Here is a 21728-nt window from a genome sequence, read left to right as displayed (position 1 = left end):
TTAATTGTGTAGTATTTAGCGATTCTCTTACATATTAGAAAATCATGTTATACTAATGATACATTTTTGATCCCTTCAGATGGAGTGGAATACGTTGAAACTCATTCAATGGATTGCTTCAAGCCTCAGGCTTAAACTACTCAGCATGTTTATCATCCTCAGTTCAGTACCACTGATCGTGGTTGGATTGATTTCTTACCACAAATCCTATACGGTCGTATCCAATCATAACAAGGCCTCGACACAGCTGGTTGCCGACCAGCTTGCCAGGAACATTGACATCTTGTTTGAGGATACGGAACGGCTGCTTGAACTGGGCAAGAACCCGCAAGTGCTTCAATACCTGTATTCTCAATCGGAGTCCTACCCGGAAGCCAAAGCCATCCTTCAGACATACAATCTTTATCGCGAAACCTACAAGTATGACAAGGTACTTAATATCTCGTTCGTGAATTTCTATGGAAAAGGCATAAGTGAACGAAAAGGCGTGTTCAAGCTGGAACGAAATCCGCTACGTAACCCGTACTTCAAGTATCTGATACAGTATCCGGATGCGATTCTGCGCATCCCTCATTCTGCAGCCTATGCCGAATATAACAGGCTGGATGGGTTTGCTTACCCTAAACAGAATGCGCTTTCAATTATAACTACGGTCAAAGAGCGAATTACACATGAGGTCATCGGGTTCATAGTGATTGATTTGAATGATTCGTTCATTGATGATTTTTTGACGAATACCCCTATTAAGGATTCCGGTTTTTTCTATATTAGTGATCAATACGGAAATACACTCTTCAGGCCGGATGCCACCCCGGCATCCATAACCATGATGGATCAGATCCGATCGGTCCCTTTACATCTACAGCACGATAGCTTTATCCTGTCTGCAGGATCCAAGCCCCAATTTGTTGTATACAGCACCTCAAAACAGACCGGATGGAAAATGATCGGGGTAGCTCCTTATCAGGAAATCATTGCAGAGGCCAATAGCATTCGCCAATTGATCATCATTACGGTTTTGTTAAGTGCTTTCTTTGCGATATCGTTATATTTTTTCCTGAATAATCGACTGATTCTTCCCATCCAAATTCTGATGAACAAGATGCGTAAAGCTGCAAACGGTTACTTGGAAGCCAAAGTCACACCACACGGCTCGGACGAAATTGCTGATCTGGGCAAAAGTTTCAATGTGATGCTGGATAAACTCAAAATGTCAATCGAAAAGAGCATTCGAGAGAATGAACAGGTGAAAATAGCTGAACTACGTACGCTACAAGCTCAGATCAACCCTCATTTCCTGTATAACACGTTGGAATCCATCCTATGGATGGCTGAAGCAGAGAAAAAAGAAAATGTAATCAAACTTGTGCAGGCCCTCTCGAAGTTCTTTCGTTTGAGTCTGAACAAAGGATTCGACTGGGTATCCATTCAAACCGAGCTTGAACATGCGCGGAGTTACTTGGTTATTCAACAGATGAGGTACCACGATATTCTCACCTACGAGATCAGCGTTGATCGTGAGCTTCAGGATTATCCCATTTTGAAAATGACGCTGCAGCCCCTGATTGAAAACGCGCTCTACCATGGGATCAAGAACAAACGCGGTCAAGGACTGATATCCATACACGGATATGTAGAGGACAATAGCATCATTCTCACCGTACAAGACAACGGAATTGGCATGTCTGCGGATCGATTGGCACAATTACGTGAAGAGCTGGAGAAGCCGGCCGGTTCACATTCACCCCAAGATAACGAGCAGGAAGGCGGATTCGGTCTACTCAATGTACATCACCGGATTCGGCTCTATTTCGGACCATCTTATGGTGTTGAAATGGAAAGTACGTATATGGAAGGCAGCACATTTATGATTCGTATCCCCAAAAGCAAGGAGGTTAACCGTTGAAAAAGGTTATGATCGTGGATGACGAAATTGGAATTCGGGAGAATATACGGAGCTGTATTGATTGGGAAAAGGAAGGTTTTCACTATTGCGGGGATGCACCCGACGGTGAGCTTGCGTTACCTTTAATTCACGAATGGGCTCCGGATATTCTGATTACGGATATCAAAATGCCATTTATGAACGGATTGGAACTGACCTCCATCGTTCGCACGCAACAACCTGATATCAAAATCATTATCATGAGCGGTCATGATGAATTCAGCTATGCCCAGGAGGCTATCCGACTTGGTGTGACCGAGTACTGTCTAAAGCCCATTAGTGCAGCAGAGCTAATCCAAATGCTGCATAAGGTCAGCAGACAAATGGATGAAGAACATCAACGCATGACAAACCGGACGATCACCAAAGAAAAACTGCTGGCCGATCTGTGCGGAGGACTCATCGGTACAACCGATGCGATTGAATCAGCCAAACAACTCTCACTTCCTCTCTCGGCCAGGTATTATACAATTGTCATTATTGATGTTCGATTAACAGATGATTCCCGGGACCCGGAATCCCTGATGAAGAAGCTGCTTCCCATACTGGAGGAAACTCGTGATCCCCACGTTGAACTTCTTCCTTATATTCGAAGCCGGACCGAGTTGGTGCTTCTGCTCAAGTATCACTCCGATGACAGCATATCCGTCTATCTCGAGCAGCTTCGCGGGCGGGTTCGTATGGAACTTGAGCATACGTTCAAATGTAATATTATTCTGGGCATTGGCAGTCAGCAGGAACGTCTGCAAGGAATTCACGTCTCTTATCTGGAAGCGGAGGAGGATAAATATATTAATCGACTCACTCTTCAGAACAGAGCTTCTCTACATGAAATTAACCTGGATGAGCAAACGACTCTTTTTCTTGACAGGAATTCGTTTCTTGAATTTCTCAAAATCGGCACCCCCAACCTGCGTGACCATTTTGTGCAGGAGTTTGCCGCTCCTTTACAGTCCTTCGACTGGAAGTCCTCCTCGTATGGCTTCTATCTGTTGAATGATCTTACGCTGGAGTCTTTTCGGCTCGCGAATCAGTTGTTCCGCATGAGTGACCATTCGGATGAGAACATTACTTCCCTGCAACAGACGATTCGGAAGATTACGTGCTGGGAGGATTGCACCCAATACCTCTGTTCCCTCCTTAACCTGTTATGGCAGAGAAGAGCAGCGTGCTCCGGAAAATACAGTGATGTCATTGATCAGGTGAAAGCTTATGTATCCCGTGAATACAATAACGAACAGGTCTCGTTGAAGATGATTTCTGCACACGTCAGAATCAGTCCAAGTCATCTAAGCAAGATTTTCAGTCAGGAAACCGGTCAAACGATAACGGAGCATCTAACCCAGATTCGAATCGGTAAAGCCAAGGAGCTGTTGAAAACAACCAGTAACAAAACCTTTGAAATTGCTTACAAAGTCGGTTACAACGATTCTCACTATTTTTCTAATATATTCAAGAAAACAACAGGTTTTACGCCAAGAGAATATCGAACTCAAGGAACCGAGGAATCGCAGGCCAGACCATCAGATATGAGAAAAGAGTCCATGTATGAATAAAGCCAGATTTGCACTTTTACTTACACTAATACTTCTGTTCCCGATGATCATCTCATCCGGTTCGGCACATATTCGCCCCCAGCAGATGGCTGCAGCACTTCCTGCGACTCCACCTGTAGAGAAATCTGCAGCGAGCAAAACTTTTGGTATTATCTATCCAATGACGTATCCAACTTATGAGATGATCACGAAGGATGCAACGGAGTATGCTGGGAAACACAATATCACGTTAATTGTAAACGCCCCTGATGAAGCCAATACCGAACAACAGATCCGTATCATGGAGAATATGATCAAACAGCATGTGGACGGGATAGCTATATCTCCTGTGGATGCTGCTGCACTTACTCCCGTTATTGATGCAGCCCAAGCTGCAGGTATTCCTGTCATTACATTTGAGTCAGATGTCCCATCCAGTCATCGAATCGCTTATGTGGGCGCCGATAACTATCGCACTGGCCAGCAGTTCGCGATGACGACTACAAGACTTCTGCATAATCAAGGCATGATTCTTGTCGAGAATGGCTTGGAGGAAATGCAGGGTTTGCAACAGCGGCTTAATGGATTCATTGACTATATCCGCAGTGAAACAGACATCGAAATCTTGGAAGTTCGTTATCATCAAGGGAATGAAGATCAAGCCATGTCCGATATGGAGAACATGATTCAAGCTCACCCTCACTTCAATGCAATTATCGGGCTCGATTTTGTTTCGTTCTCTGCCTCTACACTGATCTGGAAAGCAAAAGGCCTTAACCGGCATTTAATCGCGTTCGGTGATAGCCCGACTAGTGAAAACGGGTTACTCAACGGTCAATTGTCTGCCGTTATTTCGCAGAATGAAGGAGTCTGGGGTGCCAAAATGATGGAGACCCTGTTACTCGCTAGCGACGGTGTGCCTGTGGAGGAATTTATTGATACGGGGATCATTGAAATAAACCAGGAAGGTAGTAATTAAGGGAGGTCCTGCTGTCATTCTGATGACAGTAGGACCTCCCCATTTAAATTTTCGTACACGTAGTTATTACATCCGTTCATGGAAGTGTTTCTCAAGAAAGATGACTCTCAAGTATGATGATCCTTTTGAGAAGTCATTTTTTCCATTCGTTTTCTAATATGCTCATCTCGATAAGATTCCAGAATGTATCTTCATATCTTCTCGCATCACGAATAAGTCCTTCTTGTACAAAGCCCGCTTTTTCATAACATCGGATGGCTGAGAAATTAAAATCAAATACGCCCAGACTGATCCGGTGTAACTTCTCCTCTTCAAATCCGATTCGAAGTGCCTCATTGATCATTTGCTTCCCATAACCTTTACCCTGATATGGCTTGCCAAGAAGCACCTTACCGATACGCCCTGAACGATTATATCGATCGATACCACCAAGAGCAATATGGCCCACAATCTCCTGAGTTGATTCATCCATCACTTTATAAATGAACTTATTTGAAGTGTTCTTATCATTGGCACCATGCAAATAATCCGACAGCTGCTCTCTGGAAAGTGGATAATGGAACTGAGGGCCGGCCCACTGGAGCAAAAATGCTTCATCCCCACTCCATTCGATCAGTTGATCAAAATCTTCCGGTTCAAAGTATTGGAATGTAATCATGTATACCGCCCCTTCTTTTTTTATGTCATATCATATCCTATTTCAGTTCTCTTGTATCGTCATAATTATGAGTTTCATCAAACGCTCTGTTTCTTATATTCATTTCACGAATGTAGTTTCTGACAACATTCATTGTACTAATTAAACCGATAACTCCACCCAAAATACATATCGCGCCTATCCAATAATTCATTGCAAAATTCACTTGATAATCACTCGGAGTATAACTGCCAGCTGCTGCTGACTGGAATGCTGCATACCCCAGCTTGGGAATCACCTCTTCAATCATTTTCGAGATCGTAATAATCACAATTCCTAACATGATAAAGAGTAATGAGAAAATAATGTGTACATGCTTCAAAGACAAGCTACCTCCTTTACAATCCAAATCACTTGTGATTTGGCACTACTTGCATCTTAGAAGCCGAACGACTTCGCCATCAATCAATCCCTCACTTACGCTGTGAAAACCAAGTGATTCATACAGATTTCCGGCGATACCATTTTCCGGCCTGTGTCCAATCATGATGCGTTTGCAATTCAGCGATTCTTTCATTAGATCAATCAACTTCCTAAGCGCTTCTCTTCCATAACCTCTGCCCTGATATTTTGTATCTACCATTAAAGCAAGAAGCCAGTAGTTATCCTCATGATCCGGCTTATCTGAGTACACAGCAAATCCAACCAGATCCGAATCAAAATAGATGGCCATGGGTTGAAAGTCTTCCACTACTTTGGATTCAGCAATCCAATATACAACTGGCGCGGGAAAACTTTTTCTCTGCTCTTCAGTTACATTCAGTTGGGTGCATGCATACCAATTACCCTCCGACACACTTTTTAAATGAATCATAGATTGAAATTCCTCCTCGTGAAAATTACACAGAGGAATCCCTCGGAACCCTTCCTTGGGGGGTCCTCTGCGCTAGACAAAAACACCTCTTGCAACTCCATTTCTTCTACTCCGTTTCGTATTGTTTCTCATATCACATCACTCCTCTCACGTTGTTGTGCAGGCCTCTTGCGACTTAAATCACCTCATGCTAAACCTTTGATTTCTGATAATTTAGGAGTATGTTTCACAAGGTCCGCTATTTCATAAGATGCATTATCTGCTAATGCATCTTTAACTGCCTCAGCCCCTCTTGTCTTCCAGATCGAATATATCCATTTGGAAAAACCATATGCATTCACGTGGTGACCACGTTCCTGTATATGCATAAACAATCTCACACTTTCCTCATACCTTTCGATATCCGTTAAAATACATGCCAAATTGTTTAACGAAATGTTGATATCTCTCTGCGAATTTCTGGAGACATTAATATCCTCCAGCTGCCGACCACTTCATCTTTTCTTGAAATGCTTAGTGTTCCATCATTGATTTCATCAATCCAGTCCATCGTTTCGTTCAAAAGAGCTTCGACTCCCGCAACCTCCCCGGCATGATACAGATAGGCCAGACGCTGTTTGTTGTATGTAATTCGGGCAAAAAGAATATTGGACCATGTCTCATCTTCTTGTATGAGCTGATTCATATTTTCAAGCACACTGTCCATTGCACTGTATCTCTCCAAAACCCAAAGCGAACCACCCAAAGCCCGATGGCTCTCGAATCGAACACCTCGGTTGGTCTCCAACTTCGGGGCATGGTCACAAGCATATTGGTACCAATCCATCCAATGATCAAAGTAGTTCCCCAGAGATAATGACAACGCTTGTGTCGAATCCGAAACAATCCAGTGTAACTGCTCCGGAGCGAGGTTTTCTTTCCCCCATTCGAAGAATTCCCGGTGATTGGCATAAAGCGGTTCCGGCTCTCTTAACAAGGCATAACCATCTGAAACATTCCAGTAGACCCAGCCTCGTTCATGGACAGACAATTTCCTGGATTGTTCGAAGTTTTTCAGTAACTCAATCATACCCTGATGATCGCCTCGAACTACTAGTTCCTGAAAAAAATGAACGATATTCATCCCCATCCTCCGTCCCTAATTAGTTTCAACCCAGCTATGTCTATGGCTTCGTACCGCAAGCTGTAATGAAATTCATCATGGCATAGGCTTCCGGCGAATGATTTATCGCTTCAGAAGCTTGTTGCAGCTGAGCAAATTCCTCCGAACTGATCACACCTTTTTCAGCAAAATGTACAAAACGATTAAGATTAAACTGGTGCTTAAACCCTTCTATGCCTAACAGATCACTATGTTGAAGGACAGAATCAATGTCAACATCGATGTATCCGCTCTCAGAAAGGAGACGCGGCAGACTTCTGCCAATTAAGCGATTACCGCCGTGTTGTGCCACATAGTCCGAAATTTTCATTAATACCGTATGCAAAGCAGGAACATCAGGATTCACTGCTCCAAAAACGCCGTCATCCACATCAATAATAGCAAGACGGCCACCAGGCTTCAGTACACGATATATCTCTTGTGCAGCTTCGTCAGGATTGTTCAAATGAAGAAAGATAAGTCTTGCCACGACAAAATCAAGAGAATCATCAGGCAGATCCATCTGGTAGATGGAAGACTCTACAAATTGTAATCGCTTGGAAGGAATATCTTTCAGCCGTTCTTTGGCTTGTGCTTGCAGTGAACGATCAATCTCAAGCGAGGTAAGCTCGCTGTCCGGCAGACTGTTCAATAGTTGCTCTGTAATGTAACCTGGTCCGCTTCCGACCTCCAATACACGCATTCCATTTTTCAAACCATACCACTCTAGATTTCGAAATTCTTTGGACCACCCCATTACCGCCTGTATCTTTAACCTCTCTAATTCCTCTTGTAAACTTAACGCTGCCGTTTGGATACTGTATGTTGAACGCGGATCACTCATATATTCCCTCCTGTTCTTCTGTGGAAAAATAAAAACATATATCCTTAGACCTTTTTCTTCCCTAGAAAAAGGGCAACCTTATGTTGTTTCTCTATCGTTCCACCTGCAGCATCAATGGAATGTTTAATTCGCTCTAGAAGTGAACGCCGAACATCAATAGAAAGCAGCTGATGTTTGGAATTGGTATTTAATAAAGCGACATATTCTTCGCTGGAGCAAGTCTGTATCCAGTTATACTCCTTAACCTCAATATCCGTGAACAAGCCGGTTTTTTCTGTTATTTCTTTACGCTCCTGGATAACTTCATCTGGCGAAGGATAGTGCGAATCATCGAGATGAGGGGCTAATGCTGTGTAGTGGGTACGAATTTCATTGTGCAGCGGGTCATAGACCGGTACATGAATCGTCCAGAAAAGTCCAATGCCGCCTGTATTCTCTAGCAATTCCCAAGCCCGGTGGTAACCAACTTTCGGATCAATGAAGTGAAAGGCCGTTCCAGACACAATCAATTGAAATCGCTTTCCTTCGTTATTCCATTCCTCAAAGGAAGTGTTGATTACTTGAATCGATGGATATGACTTGAATTTGTCTACGGTGAACTGTGCCAAGTTGCTGCCTAATTCAATACACGTGATGTTTGTATAATCCTTGCTCACCAATCCGCCAGTGGCCTGCCCCGTTCCGCAGCCAATCTCAAGAATGGAATCCTCTTTATTAAGATTCAGATATGTAAAAATATCATCAAACATTTCACTCGGATAGACGGGTCTATATCGTTCATATTCATCTGCTACGAGATTAAACGTTTCCTTATTTTCCAAGTTCGCATCCTCCGATTTCAATTGTGGTTTTCCTATAATACATTGACTAAACTTACCATATCTTATTATTCTTGATAGTAAGAGGATAAACCTTTCAATAAGAGAATGATGATAGTTTAAGTTCAAATTTTATATCCTAGAGGACTGAGGTGTTCTTGTGAAAAGTATATTTGATACGATCAATGCTGCTGAAATTACAGAGCGCATGGCTCAACTTAGTGAAAAATCCATCCCTGAATGGGGCACGATGCAGGTCTCTCAAATGCTGGCTCACTGTTCAGCATTTCATGATATTCCCTTAGGAAATGCTTTTCCACCTAGAGGATTACTTGGGAGACTTATAGGACGGTTCGCAAAACCAATGTTTTATAATGACAAGCCCTTGCCCCATAATATGTCTACGATCCCGACAATCATTATTGATGACCAACGACAGTTTATGGCAGAAAAAGAAAAGCTTGAGCAGCAGATTAATATCTTTCAACAAGGTGCTTCAGAAAAATTCTCCCGCCACCCCCATCCCTTCTTCGGAAAATTAACAGCCGAGCAATGGGGTAAAGGCATATACAAGCATTTAGATCATCATCTAAAACAATTTGGAGTTTAGCAGGTAATATTCGGAACTTATTGGTTTCTGGATTACATTCTAAATTAGCAATGACTCAACTTCATTAACCCAATCTCCTTCTTCGTCAGCCAGTAAAGTCCTCCAGCCAAGTAGCTTAGCCGAATGTAAATTTTTCTCTTGATCATCTATAAATAGAACCTCTTCTCCAGCTGCCAAGAAGGTTTCAACCCGTTGGTATATTTCAATCTCAGGTTTGCATAAACCCACTTGATTAGAAATGGTTACACTTTTGGTAAATGAGCTTAAACAGCTCAGATTCGGCTCAATCCATTCCTTACAATGATTGCTGAGTAGATGGATATCTGCGAACTCACTCCATCGCTCGAGGTATTGAGCGGCTGGTAAGGGAACAATTGAATTGTATAGTTACTTAAAAGCGTCATGCGAAAGGACAGCATGTACACCCTTAACGCCATTCACAATTTGGGTGATACGCAGGTCAATTACCGCGCTTCCAAGTGCAATCGCTTCCACTCGTTCTAGTCCGTACAACTCACCCATCAGATTGAGCATCCCGTCTAATGCTTGAACCGTAGCCTCATTCAGATCTTCATGAAAACCGAAGGTAATCCAGCCGGATGGCGTATGTGCACGAGGATTGGTCAAAATCATATCATCAATCACATTAAGCGTGACATCCACCACTTCCATCGGACATTCAATGGCCTGACAGCTGACTTCACCGTCCCCCTGCCGTGCGTGACCATCACCAATCGCGAGATAACCTCCGTCTACGGGGATTTCCTGAGTTAATTCAATTGTATGAATGGTCATCATAACCTCCACAGTTTCGGAATTCAGCTTTTTGCTTAATTATCACGGTATCGAGTATCTTTATTTGCAATAACGATCCGCTTCCATGATCATATGAACTTCTCATCCTTTCTAATAAATAACTGTTCAAGCTCTTCTCTCGTCACTGGATGTAAAATAATATCTTGTGAATTTATCATTCGTTCTACCAGATTAGAATCTTTCACTTTACGTCCCCATTTTCTTGAAAAAGACCTCCAATCACATACCATTTCTATCAGATATTTCGTAGGCATGGGCAGAGCTTCTTTTGTATTCCTATTTACAATCCAATACTCCCAATGATGTTTGTTATGATTTTGATGATGTAGCCATGCGTTCTTCCATCTTAGATGGGTTTCTTCATCCTTCTGTTCTGAATAAAAATGAATTGCATAGGGAATAAATTCTTGCGGAAAGAACTTGGATATATCATGAATTAAACCTTGCACATACAGACCTTCTTGCCAACATTCGATCAGCACGTTCAATTTATGCTCAACAACATATAGAAAATACCTCCAGTATGCGGAACGAATGGTCACCATCTCCCATAACGTTGTGTTTAGAACAGTGCTGCAATAATCCTCTCCGCACATTCTTCCGGTGTGTTCATACTTGTATCAATCGAATAGCTATAGTTGATGTTTTGGGCCATGGTTTGATGCTGCTCATCCGATTGCTCTTCTCTGCGATCACCACGTTCGATGTTCCGCTGACGGCAGATGTCGAGGGGGCAATATAACTCAACGATATCCAGTGGATACCCCTCAAAAATCTGTTTGACTTGTTCATAATGCGGCGCGAGCTCCGGTCTTTCCACAAGTATGCCATCGATCAGAACATGCTTGCCATGGTCTGAAAATACTTTTGCCGTATGATACATCATTACAATCGCTTCACTCAGATACTTCCAGTAATCCGTCTGAAGATGTTTATCACCGATCGTATTTTCAAATAAATCATTAGCCACAACATAGAAAAACGGATCATCGTATGATTGCATCGCCTCTACAATTGACGTTTTCCCAGAGCTGGTCACACCGTTCAAAAATATAATTTTGCCTTTTTCCATGATGTTCATCTTCCTTTGCTTAAGTATAATTTTATAAATGTAATACAGCGTGTACTACGTGTTTTTCATTGATTTTTTGAGCAGCATGATCTGGCCAATATGATAGGCATTATGAATACATAGATTTGATACAACTCCCCACCATGGCGCGTTGAAATAGGCAGGGATTTCACGGGTCAATTTATGTTCTTCACTATCTTCAAGTGCCCTGTTCCAATCACTAAAGACGGTTTTCAGTCTATGTAATGTCTTGCCCCATTCCACATCATTCAAGTTAGACAGATCTATGTCGAATGTATCCTCATTATTCACTGAATTCTGCCCATCGACCTGTTCGGCAATATATCTCTTAAGCCACTTCTCATTCCAGAAAATAAGATGATTGACGATCGCCCAAATGGAATGCTCTCCCTCATTCTTTACATAAGCGGCCTCCGCCGCATTGAGGTCTGTCAGAATATCATGAAGCGGTATAAACCAGCTCTTGTCATGATAACAGGCGTTTAATTGGTCTATGAGAATAGCTTTGTAACTCATCGCTGCACCTCACTCAGATTAATATCATCATTTATCCGTTCATTGACTTCGCAATCTTCATCACAAGATCTTCTGACATGTTTCTGCCAATGATCTCGTATTGCAACGCCTTCCCATGCACATCCTCTTCGATCCATACCAATTGGGAAGTTTGGTTATTGAAAATATAAAATGCTTCGACGCCACGGATGGCTGCTTGTTTAACCTTAGTACCATCATGATCAGGCAATGCGATCCGGCTCTTTGTTGTCCCGAAAATATTAAGTTTATAACCACCGTATTCTTTATACGTGATGCTTATGCCCACAACCTTCTTATTGGGCTTCAAGTCTCGTAGCACTACATTTCTGCCTGACCTGTTACTTTCTTCAATCATTTCATCGATTTCTTGCGGAGTTAAATTATCAAATCCATAAAATACATGAATGGCATCTATATCAGAATCAATCGGAAATTTCGGCTGCCATGGAGAGTAATGTTGTTGCAATCGTTCCAAACCGTCTTCCCATGGAATGGGGGCATAATTGGTCTGTTGCGTGAATTGGTTCTCTATAACATCTGCGGTGTATATCGCCTTCCCCTCACCAGGTTTTAAGTCAATGACGATTCGGTCAATCGCATTATCATTGCGTAAGGATTCAATTTGAATTTTTCCAAGCACATCTCCGCTTTTGTTTTTGATATCCATTGATCTTCACTCCTTTCCTTTCAAAACATCTTCCTGATCCTCATACAATAGAAAGCCGAGCCCTACAGAAGATAAAACGATCATGAGGACTCCAAAAATGCAAATCGTCCGCAAGATATCCTCGTAACCATAACTTGTCGTTTATTCGTCTGAGATAAAAACCTTTTGGAAATTCATTATCCTCCGTAAGGGCTGCAGATGCTATGGTAATGGAGCCGGACGGAGCTTTGTTACCCTCTGAAATATATTGGTAGAACATATCTCAGGCTGATCCAAATATTGCATTCTTAGATAAGGTCCTAACTCAACCGGACAACATTCCAACCCAAGTTCATTGGCTCTTCGAAAGAGCTCAAAAGTCGTAGCACCATCCGAAAATCCAAGTTGTTTGACGGTCAACTCAACCGTTTGCAAGCTTTGCTTTGCACTGGAAACTATAAATCTCTCATCATATAACAACTGTTCTCCATATTTATTCAATAAAATAGAGTATTGATCCAGTTTTTGAATAAGCTGTGGCTTTGTTAAACCGCCAATGTCTACAGTTCTTATTTCAACTGAACAGTCAGGGTATACGTTCTCATCTTCAATCAACATCCGTATCCCCCTAATCTAGATTCACTTCTATTTGACTTTATATATTAAATGCAGTCACTAGTCACTCACCTATTTCTGAATCCGTTTACATACTAATCCTAGGTAAGTGATAGCAGCAAACCAATGCTCCTCAGAAATTCAATTCACAATTCCCCATTATGTTACCTCCACACCTGAGATAAGACCTACCACCTCTGCGATGTTATACAAGATTTAATTTGAGCAATATGATGCTGCCCGTGCCATACAAATCTTTGAAGGGCAATATCCAATGTAATTGTACCTAACATTTCTGTTCGGAGTGTTCGTCTAAACTGATCGGGATGTAAACCATACAACAGCGTGAGAAATCGCTTGTGCAGTATCTCCATCAGCAAAATTGAATCTTCGATGGGCGTATTCCTGTAATCATGTAATGATGCCCATAAATCCTCTCGATATGAGCTTGCCATCGGTTCATCCTCAGTTAACGCTCTCTTAAATCTGATATAAGCGTTCATGTCATTGTCCGCAAGGTGGTGCACAATCTGTGTAATCGTCCAACCGCCATCACGATAAGAAATACAAAGTTGATCATCATTGAGATGTTGTGTAATCTCTCTTAAGGTTTTCGTAATTCCAAGAATTTGACCAATGATGTGGATTCGGTCCTCATCAGAGAATTTAAGACTTGGCTCAAAGTGTCCTATCGGAAAGCGTACATTTTTATCCAAAGTTGACCATCTCTCCATTTCTCTACTATAGAACCAAATCATATCCAATATAACCCACAATGTTCCATTTGCGAAGTATAAAAGCAAAAAAGAAGCAACCTTTATTCTTGGGCTGCTCCTTATATTACACTACTCTCATATCTGTATTTGGATTAGAAAACTAGCGTAATTAAACCTGAGTTACGAAGGTACAATAATATAAAAAGCGCCCCTATTTTGGGTAGAATGGTGTTTGTTTAGAACATCACCAACCAAGAGAGGAGCGACTTTAAGGTGGAGTCTACCATAATGCAAAGCTTGTGGAGTGTCGTAAGAGTTAATTTGTTGAAATCTCGTCTTCGGACCGAGGGAGCAAATCCGATACGTTAATTTGTCTTTATCTAATGAGTGACCTTATTCTGAAAATTCAATCAAAAATGGATGGCTTTTCTCATCTAATGCATTATGAATTCTGTCATAGAAATTCCCCCATGTTATCATTTGCCCAGCTTCTTCTAAAGTAAAGTAGCCCACCTCTTCACTTTCATCACTGGTAGTTAAAGCTCCACCAATCGGTTTTCCAGTAAATATATTGTTGCATACGCCGCGCGTTATGTTCTGATACAAACCACAAAATTTAATTAATTCAATGTCAATTCCTGTTTCCTCTTTCACTTCTCGAACTGCTGCCTGCCTAATAGTCTCTCCTTCTTCAACACAACCTTGAGGCATTTCCCAACCTCTTCGACCTTTCATGAGTAAAATCTCATTATCTTCATTGAGAACGATTACACTAGCAGAAACGATAAATTTCATTCTAATTCCTCCTATGTTGGTTTAAATAACCACTCTTCCTCGAATAGCTATGGCTAAATCCCTTGAAGTGAAAAGTGGTGTTATTTGATTCTACCAACTTCTTTGATAACATCACAAAATGCTATACCATCTCTGAAATAAACATGGCTTTAGTTCCTTCTTCTGGCTTAAATCCAAATAATCCATAGAATTTTTCTGCACTATCATAAGATATAAGCACTTTTGTTTTGATATTAGAATATCGACTTAGCATTTGTTCCATCATTCTCTTTCCAATTCCTAATGATTGATATTCTTTGTGTACTAACATGTAATGAAAATATACTGTCATCACGCCGTCAGACAATGCATTTATTAAGCCAACTAATTTGGTATCATCCCATGCTGTTATAACCGTATGCGAGTTGTTTATTGCTTGTCTCAGATCTTCTGGGAAATCTCCTGATTTCCAGTCCACCGAATGAAACAGTTCTTGAATTGCCTGTGTATCAATGTCTTTTATTTCTTTGAACATGATTGTCATTATATTGCTCCTATGCTTGTTGTTTTGATCTGATACGTCTGGCTGGATACATTCTTCTGCTTATAGTTTCTACCCGACCAAAGAGCACTAGCGACGATGCTTGAACATCTGGTTAGGCAATGTCGTTGCCCTCCATGATTACCCTTACATACTCATCCCAATTCTTATCATCTGTATTGATTTCTATTGTTGGAACTCTTGAGATTTGAGCTTGATGTCTTAATACATTTTGGATTCTTAATAATTCACTTACCGACGATCTTACTTCTTCTTCTGTTTTATAGATCCATTCTTCTGGTTGTCTACTTTTAATTCTTTCTTCTACAACTTCGGGCGAGATTGTAAGCAAAATACACCTGGCACCTAAAGACTCAAGCTGTTCTTCTATTTTATTTATCTCATCCAAATCCGAATCTACAAATGCGGCTCTATGATTTAAATGAAACCTTTCCAGAACATAAAATAGTCCCCTAGATCCTCTAGATGCAGGACCAAGTTGAATTGCCCATTCGTTAAGTTTCTTTAGCATTTCAACCCGCTCTTTAAGTAACTCAATGTGTCCTTCTCGGGTCAGACTTACATATTCTCCATGTTTATTATTCAAAATTTGAGAATAATGTTCTCCAAGAATAACTACGCTCCGTTCTGAGGATTCTTCTTGTGATTGATAACGTTTAATTGCTTTTAATACTGAAGTCTTCCCGGCATTGGAGTATCCTTCAAGAATTATTCCTCTAATATGCATTTAAATCTCCTTCCACTAGCAATTATTTCGCTTAACGTTTCTATATTCATCGTCCAACGTAGTTCAATGTGTCTGCTGAAGCGCCTCCATCTACAAGACCAAGGCTCCGTAGGAGCCGCAGCGTGAATATTATGTTATCTGATGCTGATACTTCTTTTAAATATCCCAATACATTCTTTAGTTTTTATCTTTCAAAAGATCTTCCCATTCTTCGATTGATAATTTATTTGATATATTCTTTAAGTTTTCAGGGACACTTACAAAACACATTAATTCTAAACTATTTCCATCTGGATCATTGAAGTAGACCGAAGCATTTCCCTGATTAGGCCTAGCAAATGGATCTATTGAATCTCTTTTTCCAAATGGAACAAGCTCTATTTCAATGTTTTGAAGCCATTTCACACTGTCTCGAAGATCTTCATAACTCAATCGAAATGCTATATGCCTTAATGATGGATGATAAGAAGTGAGATACTCTTCACCTTGCCATAGACCGACCCAACTCTTATCTTTTTCAATCCAGAAGAAAGCTGTATCTTCATCTCTCCAGGCCAGCTCTAATCCTAATTTAGAATAAAATTCGATTGATTGATGTAAGTTACTCACTGGTAAATGTGCTTCATACAACCCAAGTATCATGTTTTCTCCTTTCAATCTTGCCAGTTTCAGATAACGTTTTGTATTGACGACGTCCAATGGGCTTAGGGGCTGGATGTGGTCACTCGCTTCTCAAGGTAATTACGATCGTTAATATATTGTTAGCCAAATGAATTTCTGGAAGCAGCCATTGTATTTAAAGCGTTCTCAAAATAGCGATATACTTCATCTGCAATTCTCAAAAACTCTTCAACAAGTACATTGCTACTATCCAAGTAACAAGCATATAGATACTCAACTAAAGCGGAGTTAATCTCACAATAGTTTAATATGGCATTCTTCATCTTAATGATTTCATCTTCCCATACCCCTGTATCTTCTAAAACCAAAGAGTATAATGCACGAATTAATCTCTTAGAGTAACCTTTAATATATCTAATTTTCATTGAGTGATCACTAACATTAGAAAGTGAACGATGTACACGATCTACTTCCTCCTTGGTATCTGTATTTAAGTCTAAAATGAATTCTGGAGAAATTATGATCGGGGGTACTTTTTCACCAATGTCCTCCCCATGTATACAAACACAAATGATCTTAATCCAAAAACCCCAATCATTTGGTCTACTTAATACATCATCAATCGAGCAAATGATCGTATCCATCTTAGTGACGAATGGATATTCTTCCAAAAGCCTGTCTTTAATCATTGACAATCTTTCGTAATCAATATCTTCGGGATTTGCACATACAATAGTAAAGTCTGCATCTGACTTAAAAGGTTGAGCCGTTCCTTTTGGAATCGAGCCACACATATAAATGCTATGAATTTTACCTTTAAATTCGTTAAGTATATGATCTTTATACTTATCAACCAAATCCTTATATTCACTTTGTATTGCAATTCTATTTATAACTTTTTCTAATATCATATAGACTCCTCCTAAAATAAGAACTTCTTTCGGCTAACGTTGTTGTATTCCTGACGTTCAAGCAGCTTACCGTAGGGAACGGGTCAATAGACTTAGCTGATTGAATGTGTCACCTTAATCAACTTCTCCGATATCCTTCTTGGCGACCGAGGAGCAAGTGCGACGGTGTATGAATGTACTGTTAGATAAAGTAACCTTGAGTTACCCACAAAATCTTTCTAGACTTACAGCAACACCGTTTTCATCATTATTAACGGTTATTTCATCAGCGATTTCCTTCAATTCCCTAATCGCATTTCCCATAGCAATAGAATATCCCGCCATCTTAAAGAGGCCTACATCATTATGATCATCACCAAATACAATAACGTAATCCAATTCTACATTATATAATTCACAGAGTTTAGTAATTGCCATTTCCTTAGATGCCAGAAGAGGCATGATTTGTACTAATTTATTATTATCCGTAATTAGTATATTCACTCTACCCTCGAATTTTTCAAACAATCCAGAATTGTGATTATTGCCAGTCAGAAGTATCTTCGTAGCATCATATTGCTTTAATTCTTTTAAAGGTTTTACTACGGGGTTTGATTGTGTGTTCATTGAGCTAATATAATCAAGCTCTCTTAAACTAAACCACTCATCCTTCACTTCCATAGTCAGCTCAATTTGAGGTTTACACTTCAAACAGTAATCAAGAATTTCTGTAGTTACATGAGCAGGGATTGATTCATTAATTTCTATCTTTGTTTCCTTACATATCACTTGAGCTCCGTTATAATATACAAAAGCCCCGATATCTACTAATCCTTGTGGAAGCAACCAATTAACCGCCCTCGGCGGTCGAGCTGTTGCAAATATTATTCTCATTCCTCTCTGATAACAGGATAAGACCGCATCTACGTTTCTTTTAGATACTTCTTTTTTTGAATTTAATAATGTTCCGTCCAAGTCAAGAACTACCGTTGAATACTTCAATGAATCAACTCCCGATATAAACTTCTTCGTTATTTTATCTACCGTTGTTGTATTCACGAACCCGAGAGACTTAAAGGAGCGACTGGATCGAAGACTTATCCTCACAGGAGTTGTCTGCTGGATACTACTTCCTCGAACCCCACTGGCAGACCAAGGGGCGTAGCCCCAGCGTGAATGCGGTGTGAGCAAGATTTCAGGGGCTTCTTCGATTCAATGTGCTTGGTTCATTAAGATTGAGATATATTCTTCATCTTTAAGCCTTGTCACCTTACATTTCTCATTGCATTCAAATTCTACTATTCTCTCTTCAATTGTTTTATTAGTACTATCTTTAAATATGTCCTCTCGATCATAGTGAGGAAAAATAAGCTTGTCAGTTACACCTAATGCCTTAAAATCCGTTAAATTCATTGTGTTCATCTGTGGAGTAAAGAAATCGACAATGTTAATATTCGGCCCCAGTAATAACGTTCCTGCACTTACTCCAACTATAATTACATTCTGTGCGGCCAGTGTTTTGATAATTTCATCAGCACCACTTTTCTTAGCGTAATACAATAGTGTAAATGGATTCCCACCATTAATATATATAACATCTCTATGTAAGAGAATTTGCGGGTCATCAAATTCAATATCTACAAAATTGATATGCTGAAATCCCATGTCCTTAAACTCTTGCATTGCTCTTTGTGCATATCTATTAGTTTCTTTTCTAGGGGATGCTGTTGTAATAATTGAGACTTTTAATTGAGAAATATCTCCATCAATAAAATCCAGAAATTGATTTTTAATATCATGAGTATAAAAACCACAAGAAGTTAATAACAAGCTACTCATTGAAATCCCCGTCCTTTAATAATAGTATATCTAATCTTTATAATTTGGCGGATGCCGGGCCAAGGGCTGACGCCCGTAGCGTGAATGTTATGTTATGTTATGGATCAGTCGTCTTCGAATCTGCCTTCACCCCTAAGACTTTATTCTAATTCTATCTAAATACTTCTACTCTTTTAGTCATGAAATCATTAAAAGCATCAGTATGTTGCTGATTAAATAAATCAGGCATTTCATCAGGATTAAAGAATTGAAGTTCTATACTTTCTTCATTACTACTAATCAGTTGTCCGTTAAAATGCATCCCTGATAAAAAAAAGAAATCGTTTGTGCCTTTTGTAAAAAAGTCCACTTAATCCTATTTTCCATCTGATTTGAATTTGATAGTTTTAGCGATTTACAATTAACAATAAACCTTTATTTTCTTGTGTGATTATTATTTCTCTATTTTTTACGGATATCTCTCACTTCATTAATTAACACATCTAATCTTTCAATAATTCTTTTATCATTTTCAAGTTTCTTTTTTAATCTCCCATCTATAATCGCTACACCCATAACAATAATTATAAGCAGGATCAAAATTAGCACCTTGATCACTTCCCCTCTAGCAACAGAACGTTGCAATTGAATTAACTCTATAATTAGATAATATATACTTTTTCTTTTTACAGTTTTAATCATTTTTCAATCTTACAGATAACGTTCTTGTATTCACGAACCCTCACTGGCTTAAGGGCTACAGCTGGGTCTGACGGACTTAGCCAGTGCAGGGTTGTCCGGCTGCTCCCAATTCCCCTGCCTGACCCAGGGCCGAATGGCCCGAGGCGTGAATATATTGTTATTTGCAGTGCCCTCTTCTGTGACCAAGCTATGGGCTATCTGTTATTTAGCTTTTCCAATAATTCTAACTCCTCTTCCTCTGAAAGTTGTTCTTCCGCTCTTGTTCTCGTCTCATCTATCTTTCGTACTTTTAATCCTCTTTTTATGAGCCATTCTTCACCAGGTTTCATGGTAGTTGCTGGATGTGGATACACATCCTCACTTATAATTTCCTCATCAATTATGTAAATGTATCCACATAAATTACCATTATGAAATCTTGCGCCATTCTCATCAAAAGAAACAATAGATGGTTTCTGCGAAAAGATTCTTGCTAACTCTCGATCTTGAGTTATTGTGCTTCCGACTAGTAATTCATTTAGAAATAATGGCGAGCCATGAAACCAAGGCTTACTGTAGTCCCATTCTTTCATAATTATCACCTTCAATTAAGTTTTATTATGTTTCTTCTTTTATTGTTCTTTAGTTTCTTCTTAATTTTAGGGTATCGCGTATAACGTTGCGCATTTCTGACGTCCAAACGGCTTAAGGTCCGGAGGTCCGGGTGGCTTTGCCACTTAGCTGGTTGGATGTGTCGCCTGATTCCACTTCTCCGAAATCCCTCTTGAAGACCGAGGAGCGTCAGCGACGAAGCAAAAATGCATTGTTATACGCTGCCCTTCTTTTTCGATTCCTCATCCTTATATGTCTTGTGTGTTTTATGTATTTAATATGTCTTTACGTGTTTTATCTTTGGTTCTATCTTTTGCTCCTATCAAATCCGTTTCCGCATAGGAAAGATCCCCTCATTTACTCTCGTACGCCTTCAGCAGTATCAACTTTGGTTTGTGTAGTAACTTCATCCGCTACCCTTATAAGAAGCTCGTGTTCCTCGGACCGGAGATTTGCCGATGGCTTCATTCAGATTCCTGCTCAAGTTGGACACCCCTGCCTTAAGCTATGGCTTACTTCTAACCTCACCACTCGGAACTTAATCCTTGATATAGAATACATGCTGAACGCACAATCAAAATTTAAGAGGATTGTTGTCCTCCCTTTAATTCGCAATAGACAAATATGTATTAATGACATGCACAATACCAAAAAGTACTGTTGGTATAATAGCCAGATAATTTTGAAGCCAAATCTCAGCTAATATAAAATATACTACCGGGAGAACGGCCATCCCCAAAAAAATAATCGAGTTTGCGTTGCCTGTAAAATACAATATCCATAGCCCATAATAAAAAATCAACATTATTGCCATACCAATTATATACGGACATCGCATTTCAGATGCTTGTTCTCTTACAACAAATATCAGAAGAAAGAAAAATATCGCCTGACTTCCGTGCTCCAAAACATCTAAAATCAAATGGCTATTTGCATTGTTTCCTGATATATCTAACGCAGGAATTAAAAAATAAAATATATTTGGTATCATTGGCAATAAAAAGATTATCAGACCCTTCCATGAAAAACCAAAATGATAATTCATTTGATCCTCTCTTTCGCATAATAGAAATATTCTTTAGTTTGCACTTTATTATGAATCCGCTTCTCTGGTATTTCTCTTGATGACCAAGGAGCATAACTAACGATGTGGAATTTTATTGTTATATGGTACACCTTCTAATACTCCGTTCATCCTGGTTTTCAACTGCTACGTTGTAAATGTATTCTTTCACCT

General features: G+C 40.0%; 28 protein-coding genes. 4 read left to right on the top strand and 24 right to left on the bottom strand.

Going from position 1 to position 21728, the window contains the following annotated elements:
- Window positions 1-94: 94 nt before the first annotated feature.
- The 3 genes from MKZ13_RS12315 to MKZ13_RS12305 are packed head-to-tail and all read left to right on the top strand — an operon-like array spanning window position 95 to window position 4459.
- The gene (locus tag MKZ13_RS12315) at window positions 95-1906 is read left to right on the top strand and encodes a sensor histidine kinase (RefSeq protein WP_221825126.1); all 1812 of its coding nucleotides are present in this window, start codon (window positions 95-97) and stop codon (window positions 1904-1906) included.
- Window positions 1903-3501: a response regulator gene (locus tag MKZ13_RS12310; RefSeq protein WP_339184289.1), complete on the top strand. Its 1599-nt coding sequence runs from the start codon at window positions 1903-1905 to the stop codon at window positions 3499-3501. The genes MKZ13_RS12315 and MKZ13_RS12310 overlap by 4 nt, the downstream gene beginning before the upstream one ends.
- Entirely contained in the window at window positions 3494-4459 is a 966-nt protein-coding gene (locus tag MKZ13_RS12305; RefSeq protein ID WP_339184287.1) for a substrate-binding domain-containing protein, read from the top strand. Before MKZ13_RS12310 ends, MKZ13_RS12305 begins: the two co-directional genes overlap by 8 nt.
- A 133-nt stretch (window positions 4460-4592) precedes the next feature.
- Here the strand turns inward: MKZ13_RS12305 and MKZ13_RS12300 are convergent, their stop codons facing one another.
- The 6 genes from MKZ13_RS12300 to MKZ13_RS12275 form a co-directional block, all read right to left on the bottom strand.
- Window positions 4593-5117, bottom strand: coding sequence for a GNAT family protein (locus MKZ13_RS12300; protein ID WP_339184285.1), 525 nt, complete (start codon window positions 5115-5117; stop codon window positions 4593-4595).
- A 37-nt stretch (window positions 5118-5154) separates the two neighbouring features.
- Complete coding sequence (locus MKZ13_RS12295; protein ID WP_339184283.1) at window positions 5155-5478, bottom strand: hypothetical protein; 324 nt, start codon at window positions 5476-5478, stop codon at window positions 5155-5157.
- Window positions 5479-5523: 45 nt separating this feature from the next.
- A complete protein-coding gene (locus MKZ13_RS12290) occupies window positions 5524-5970 on the bottom strand; it encodes a GNAT family N-acetyltransferase (protein ID WP_339184281.1) in 447 nt (148 codons plus the stop codon).
- 427 nt (window positions 5971-6397) lie between these two features.
- A complete protein-coding gene (locus MKZ13_RS12285; protein WP_339184279.1) occupies window positions 6398-7093 on the bottom strand; it encodes a hypothetical protein in 696 nt (231 codons plus the stop codon).
- 40 nt (window positions 7094-7133) lie between these two features.
- On the bottom strand, window positions 7134-7955 hold the full coding sequence (locus MKZ13_RS12280; RefSeq protein ID WP_339184277.1) for a methyltransferase domain-containing protein: 822 nt from the start codon (window positions 7953-7955) through the stop codon (window positions 7134-7136).
- Between the two features lie 44 nt (window positions 7956-7999).
- Window positions 8000-8776 carry a methyltransferase domain-containing protein gene (locus MKZ13_RS12275; protein WP_339184275.1) on the bottom strand — a complete coding sequence of 259 codons (777 nt, stop codon included), beginning with the start codon at window positions 8774-8776 and terminating at the stop codon, window positions 8000-8002.
- Between the two features lie 157 nt (window positions 8777-8933).
- On the opposite strand from MKZ13_RS12275, the gene MKZ13_RS12270 reads away from it, so the two are divergent.
- Complete coding sequence (locus tag MKZ13_RS12270; RefSeq protein WP_339184273.1) at window positions 8934-9383, top strand: DUF1569 domain-containing protein; 450 nt, start codon at window positions 8934-8936, stop codon at window positions 9381-9383.
- Between the two features lie 387 nt (window positions 9384-9770).
- On the opposite strand, the gene MKZ13_RS12265 is transcribed toward MKZ13_RS12270, so the two are convergent.
- The 18 genes from MKZ13_RS12265 to MKZ13_RS12180 form a co-directional block, all read right to left on the bottom strand.
- On the bottom strand, window positions 9771-10181 hold the full coding sequence (locus MKZ13_RS12265) for an acetamidase/formamidase family protein (RefSeq protein WP_339184271.1): 411 nt from the start codon (window positions 10179-10181) through the stop codon (window positions 9771-9773).
- Between the two features lie 86 nt (window positions 10182-10267).
- Window positions 10268-10744, bottom strand: a complete 477-nt coding sequence (locus MKZ13_RS12260; RefSeq protein ID WP_339184269.1) for a DUF5662 family protein — start codon at window positions 10742-10744, stop codon at window positions 10268-10270.
- A gap of 17 nt (window positions 10745-10761) precedes the next feature.
- A complete protein-coding gene (locus MKZ13_RS12255; protein WP_339184267.1) occupies window positions 10762-11271 on the bottom strand; it encodes an AAA family ATPase in 510 nt (169 codons plus the stop codon).
- Between the two features lie 54 nt (window positions 11272-11325).
- The gene (locus tag MKZ13_RS12250) at window positions 11326-11808 is read right to left on the bottom strand and encodes a DinB family protein (protein ID WP_339184264.1); all 483 of its coding nucleotides are present in this window, start codon (window positions 11806-11808) and stop codon (window positions 11326-11328) included.
- Window positions 11809-11839: 31 nt separating this feature from the next.
- Entirely contained in the window at window positions 11840-12496 is a 657-nt protein-coding gene (locus MKZ13_RS12245) for a DUF4367 domain-containing protein (RefSeq protein WP_339184262.1), read from the bottom strand.
- Window positions 12497-12697: 201 nt separating this feature from the next.
- On the bottom strand, window positions 12698-13093 hold the full coding sequence (locus MKZ13_RS12240) for a hypothetical protein (RefSeq protein ID WP_339184260.1): 396 nt from the start codon (window positions 13091-13093) through the stop codon (window positions 12698-12700).
- Between the two features lie 185 nt (window positions 13094-13278).
- Window positions 13279-13848, bottom strand: coding sequence for a YfiT family bacillithiol transferase (locus MKZ13_RS12235; protein WP_339184258.1), 570 nt, complete (start codon window positions 13846-13848; stop codon window positions 13279-13281).
- A 351-nt stretch (window positions 13849-14199) separates the two neighbouring features.
- Complete coding sequence (locus tag MKZ13_RS12230; RefSeq protein WP_339184256.1) at window positions 14200-14601, bottom strand: NUDIX hydrolase; 402 nt, start codon at window positions 14599-14601, stop codon at window positions 14200-14202.
- 121 nt (window positions 14602-14722) lie between these two features.
- Window positions 14723-15124, bottom strand: a complete 402-nt coding sequence (locus MKZ13_RS12225) for a GNAT family N-acetyltransferase (RefSeq protein ID WP_339184254.1) — start codon at window positions 15122-15124, stop codon at window positions 14723-14725.
- Window positions 15125-15236: 112 nt separating this feature from the next.
- The gene (locus MKZ13_RS12220) at window positions 15237-15869 is read right to left on the bottom strand and encodes a hypothetical protein (RefSeq protein ID WP_339184252.1); all 633 of its coding nucleotides are present in this window, start codon (window positions 15867-15869) and stop codon (window positions 15237-15239) included.
- A gap of 177 nt (window positions 15870-16046) precedes the next feature.
- Window positions 16047-16511, bottom strand: coding sequence for a VOC family protein (locus MKZ13_RS12215; RefSeq protein ID WP_339184250.1), 465 nt, complete (start codon window positions 16509-16511; stop codon window positions 16047-16049).
- Window positions 16512-16630: 119 nt separating this feature from the next.
- Complete coding sequence (locus tag MKZ13_RS12210; protein ID WP_339184248.1) at window positions 16631-17401, bottom strand: nucleotidyltransferase domain-containing protein; 771 nt, start codon at window positions 17399-17401, stop codon at window positions 16631-16633.
- A 201-nt stretch (window positions 17402-17602) separates the two neighbouring features.
- On the bottom strand, window positions 17603-18439 hold the full coding sequence (locus tag MKZ13_RS12205; RefSeq protein WP_339184246.1) for a Cof-type HAD-IIB family hydrolase: 837 nt from the start codon (window positions 18437-18439) through the stop codon (window positions 17603-17605).
- Between the two features lie 153 nt (window positions 18440-18592).
- The gene (locus MKZ13_RS12200; RefSeq protein ID WP_339184244.1) at window positions 18593-19219 is read right to left on the bottom strand and encodes a Type 1 glutamine amidotransferase-like domain-containing protein; all 627 of its coding nucleotides are present in this window, start codon (window positions 19217-19219) and stop codon (window positions 18593-18595) included.
- A 151-nt stretch (window positions 19220-19370) separates the two neighbouring features.
- On the bottom strand, window positions 19371-19568 hold the full coding sequence (locus tag MKZ13_RS12195) for a hypothetical protein (protein WP_339184242.1): 198 nt from the start codon (window positions 19566-19568) through the stop codon (window positions 19371-19373).
- Between the two features lie 92 nt (window positions 19569-19660).
- Entirely contained in the window at window positions 19661-19900 is a 240-nt protein-coding gene (locus MKZ13_RS12190) for a hypothetical protein (RefSeq protein ID WP_192132250.1), read from the bottom strand.
- 194 nt (window positions 19901-20094) lie between these two features.
- Window positions 20095-20472, bottom strand: a complete 378-nt coding sequence (locus MKZ13_RS12185) for a hypothetical protein (RefSeq protein ID WP_339184238.1) — start codon at window positions 20470-20472, stop codon at window positions 20095-20097.
- 623 nt (window positions 20473-21095) lie between these two features.
- On the bottom strand, window positions 21096-21536 hold the full coding sequence (locus MKZ13_RS12180) for a hypothetical protein (protein ID WP_339184235.1): 441 nt from the start codon (window positions 21534-21536) through the stop codon (window positions 21096-21098).
- Window positions 21537-21728: the final 192 nt, after the last annotated feature.

The sequence above is a fragment of the Paenibacillus sp. FSL R5-0701 genome (genome assembly GCF_037973995.1).
Taxonomy (GTDB): domain Bacteria; phylum Bacillota; class Bacilli; order Paenibacillales; family Paenibacillaceae; genus Paenibacillus.
Note: the sequence above shows the minus strand (reverse complement) of the source record. Positions and strands in the feature narration are given on the sequence as shown.

Excerpts from the sequence above, each read along its gene's own strand:
- MKZ13_RS12305 (WP_339184287.1), top strand. The coding sequence starts at position 3,494 with ATGAATAAAGCCAGATTTGCACTTTTACTTACACTAATACTTCTGTTC.
- MKZ13_RS12300 (WP_339184285.1), bottom strand. The coding sequence starts at position 5,117 with ATGATTACATTCCAATACTTTGAACCGGAAGATTTTGATCAACTGATC.
- MKZ13_RS12290 (WP_339184281.1), bottom strand. The coding sequence starts at position 5,970 with ATGATTCATTTAAAAAGTGTGTCGGAGGGTAATTGGTATGCATGCACC.
- MKZ13_RS12285 (WP_339184279.1), bottom strand. The coding sequence starts at position 7,093 with ATGAATATCGTTCATTTTTTTCAGGAACTAGTAGTTCGAGGCGATCAT.
- MKZ13_RS12280 (WP_339184277.1), bottom strand. The coding sequence starts at position 7,955 with ATGAGTGATCCGCGTTCAACATACAGTATCCAAACGGCAGCGTTAAGT.
- MKZ13_RS12265 (WP_339184271.1), bottom strand. The coding sequence starts at position 10,181 with ATGATGACCATTCATACAATTGAATTAACTCAGGAAATCCCCGTAGAC.
- MKZ13_RS12260 (WP_339184269.1), bottom strand. The coding sequence starts at position 10,744 with ATGGTGACCATTCGTTCCGCATACTGGAGGTATTTTCTATATGTTGTT.
- MKZ13_RS12255 (WP_339184267.1), bottom strand. The coding sequence starts at position 11,271 with ATGGAAAAAGGCAAAATTATATTTTTGAACGGTGTGACCAGCTCTGGG.
- MKZ13_RS12250 (WP_339184264.1), bottom strand. The coding sequence starts at position 11,808 with ATGAGTTACAAAGCTATTCTCATAGACCAATTAAACGCCTGTTATCAT.
- MKZ13_RS12245 (WP_339184262.1), bottom strand. The coding sequence starts at position 12,496 with ATGGATATCAAAAACAAAAGCGGAGATGTGCTTGGAAAAATTCAAATT.
- MKZ13_RS12240 (WP_339184260.1), bottom strand. The coding sequence starts at position 13,093 with ATGTTGATTGAAGATGAGAACGTATACCCTGACTGTTCAGTTGAAATA.
- MKZ13_RS12235 (WP_339184258.1), bottom strand. The coding sequence starts at position 13,848 with ATGATTTGGTTCTATAGTAGAGAAATGGAGAGATGGTCAACTTTGGAT.
- MKZ13_RS12230 (WP_339184256.1), bottom strand. The coding sequence starts at position 14,601 with ATGAAATTTATCGTTTCTGCTAGTGTAATCGTTCTCAATGAAGATAAT.
- MKZ13_RS12225 (WP_339184254.1), bottom strand. The coding sequence starts at position 15,124 with ATGACAATCATGTTCAAAGAAATAAAAGACATTGATACACAGGCAATT.
- MKZ13_RS12220 (WP_339184252.1), bottom strand. The coding sequence starts at position 15,869 with ATGCATATTAGAGGAATAATTCTTGAAGGATACTCCAATGCCGGGAAG.
- MKZ13_RS12215 (WP_339184250.1), bottom strand. The coding sequence starts at position 16,511 with ATGATACTTGGGTTGTATGAAGCACATTTACCAGTGAGTAACTTACAT.
- MKZ13_RS12210 (WP_339184248.1), bottom strand. The coding sequence starts at position 17,401 with ATGATATTAGAAAAAGTTATAAATAGAATTGCAATACAAAGTGAATAT.
- MKZ13_RS12200 (WP_339184244.1), bottom strand. The coding sequence starts at position 19,219 with ATGAGTAGCTTGTTATTAACTTCTTGTGGTTTTTATACTCATGATATT.
- MKZ13_RS12190 (WP_192132250.1), bottom strand. The coding sequence starts at position 19,900 with ATGATTAAAACTGTAAAAAGAAAAAGTATATATTATCTAATTATAGAG.
- MKZ13_RS12185 (WP_339184238.1), bottom strand. The coding sequence starts at position 20,472 with ATGAAAGAATGGGACTACAGTAAGCCTTGGTTTCATGGCTCGCCATTA.
- MKZ13_RS12180 (WP_339184235.1), bottom strand. The coding sequence starts at position 21,536 with ATGAATTATCATTTTGGTTTTTCATGGAAGGGTCTGATAATCTTTTTA.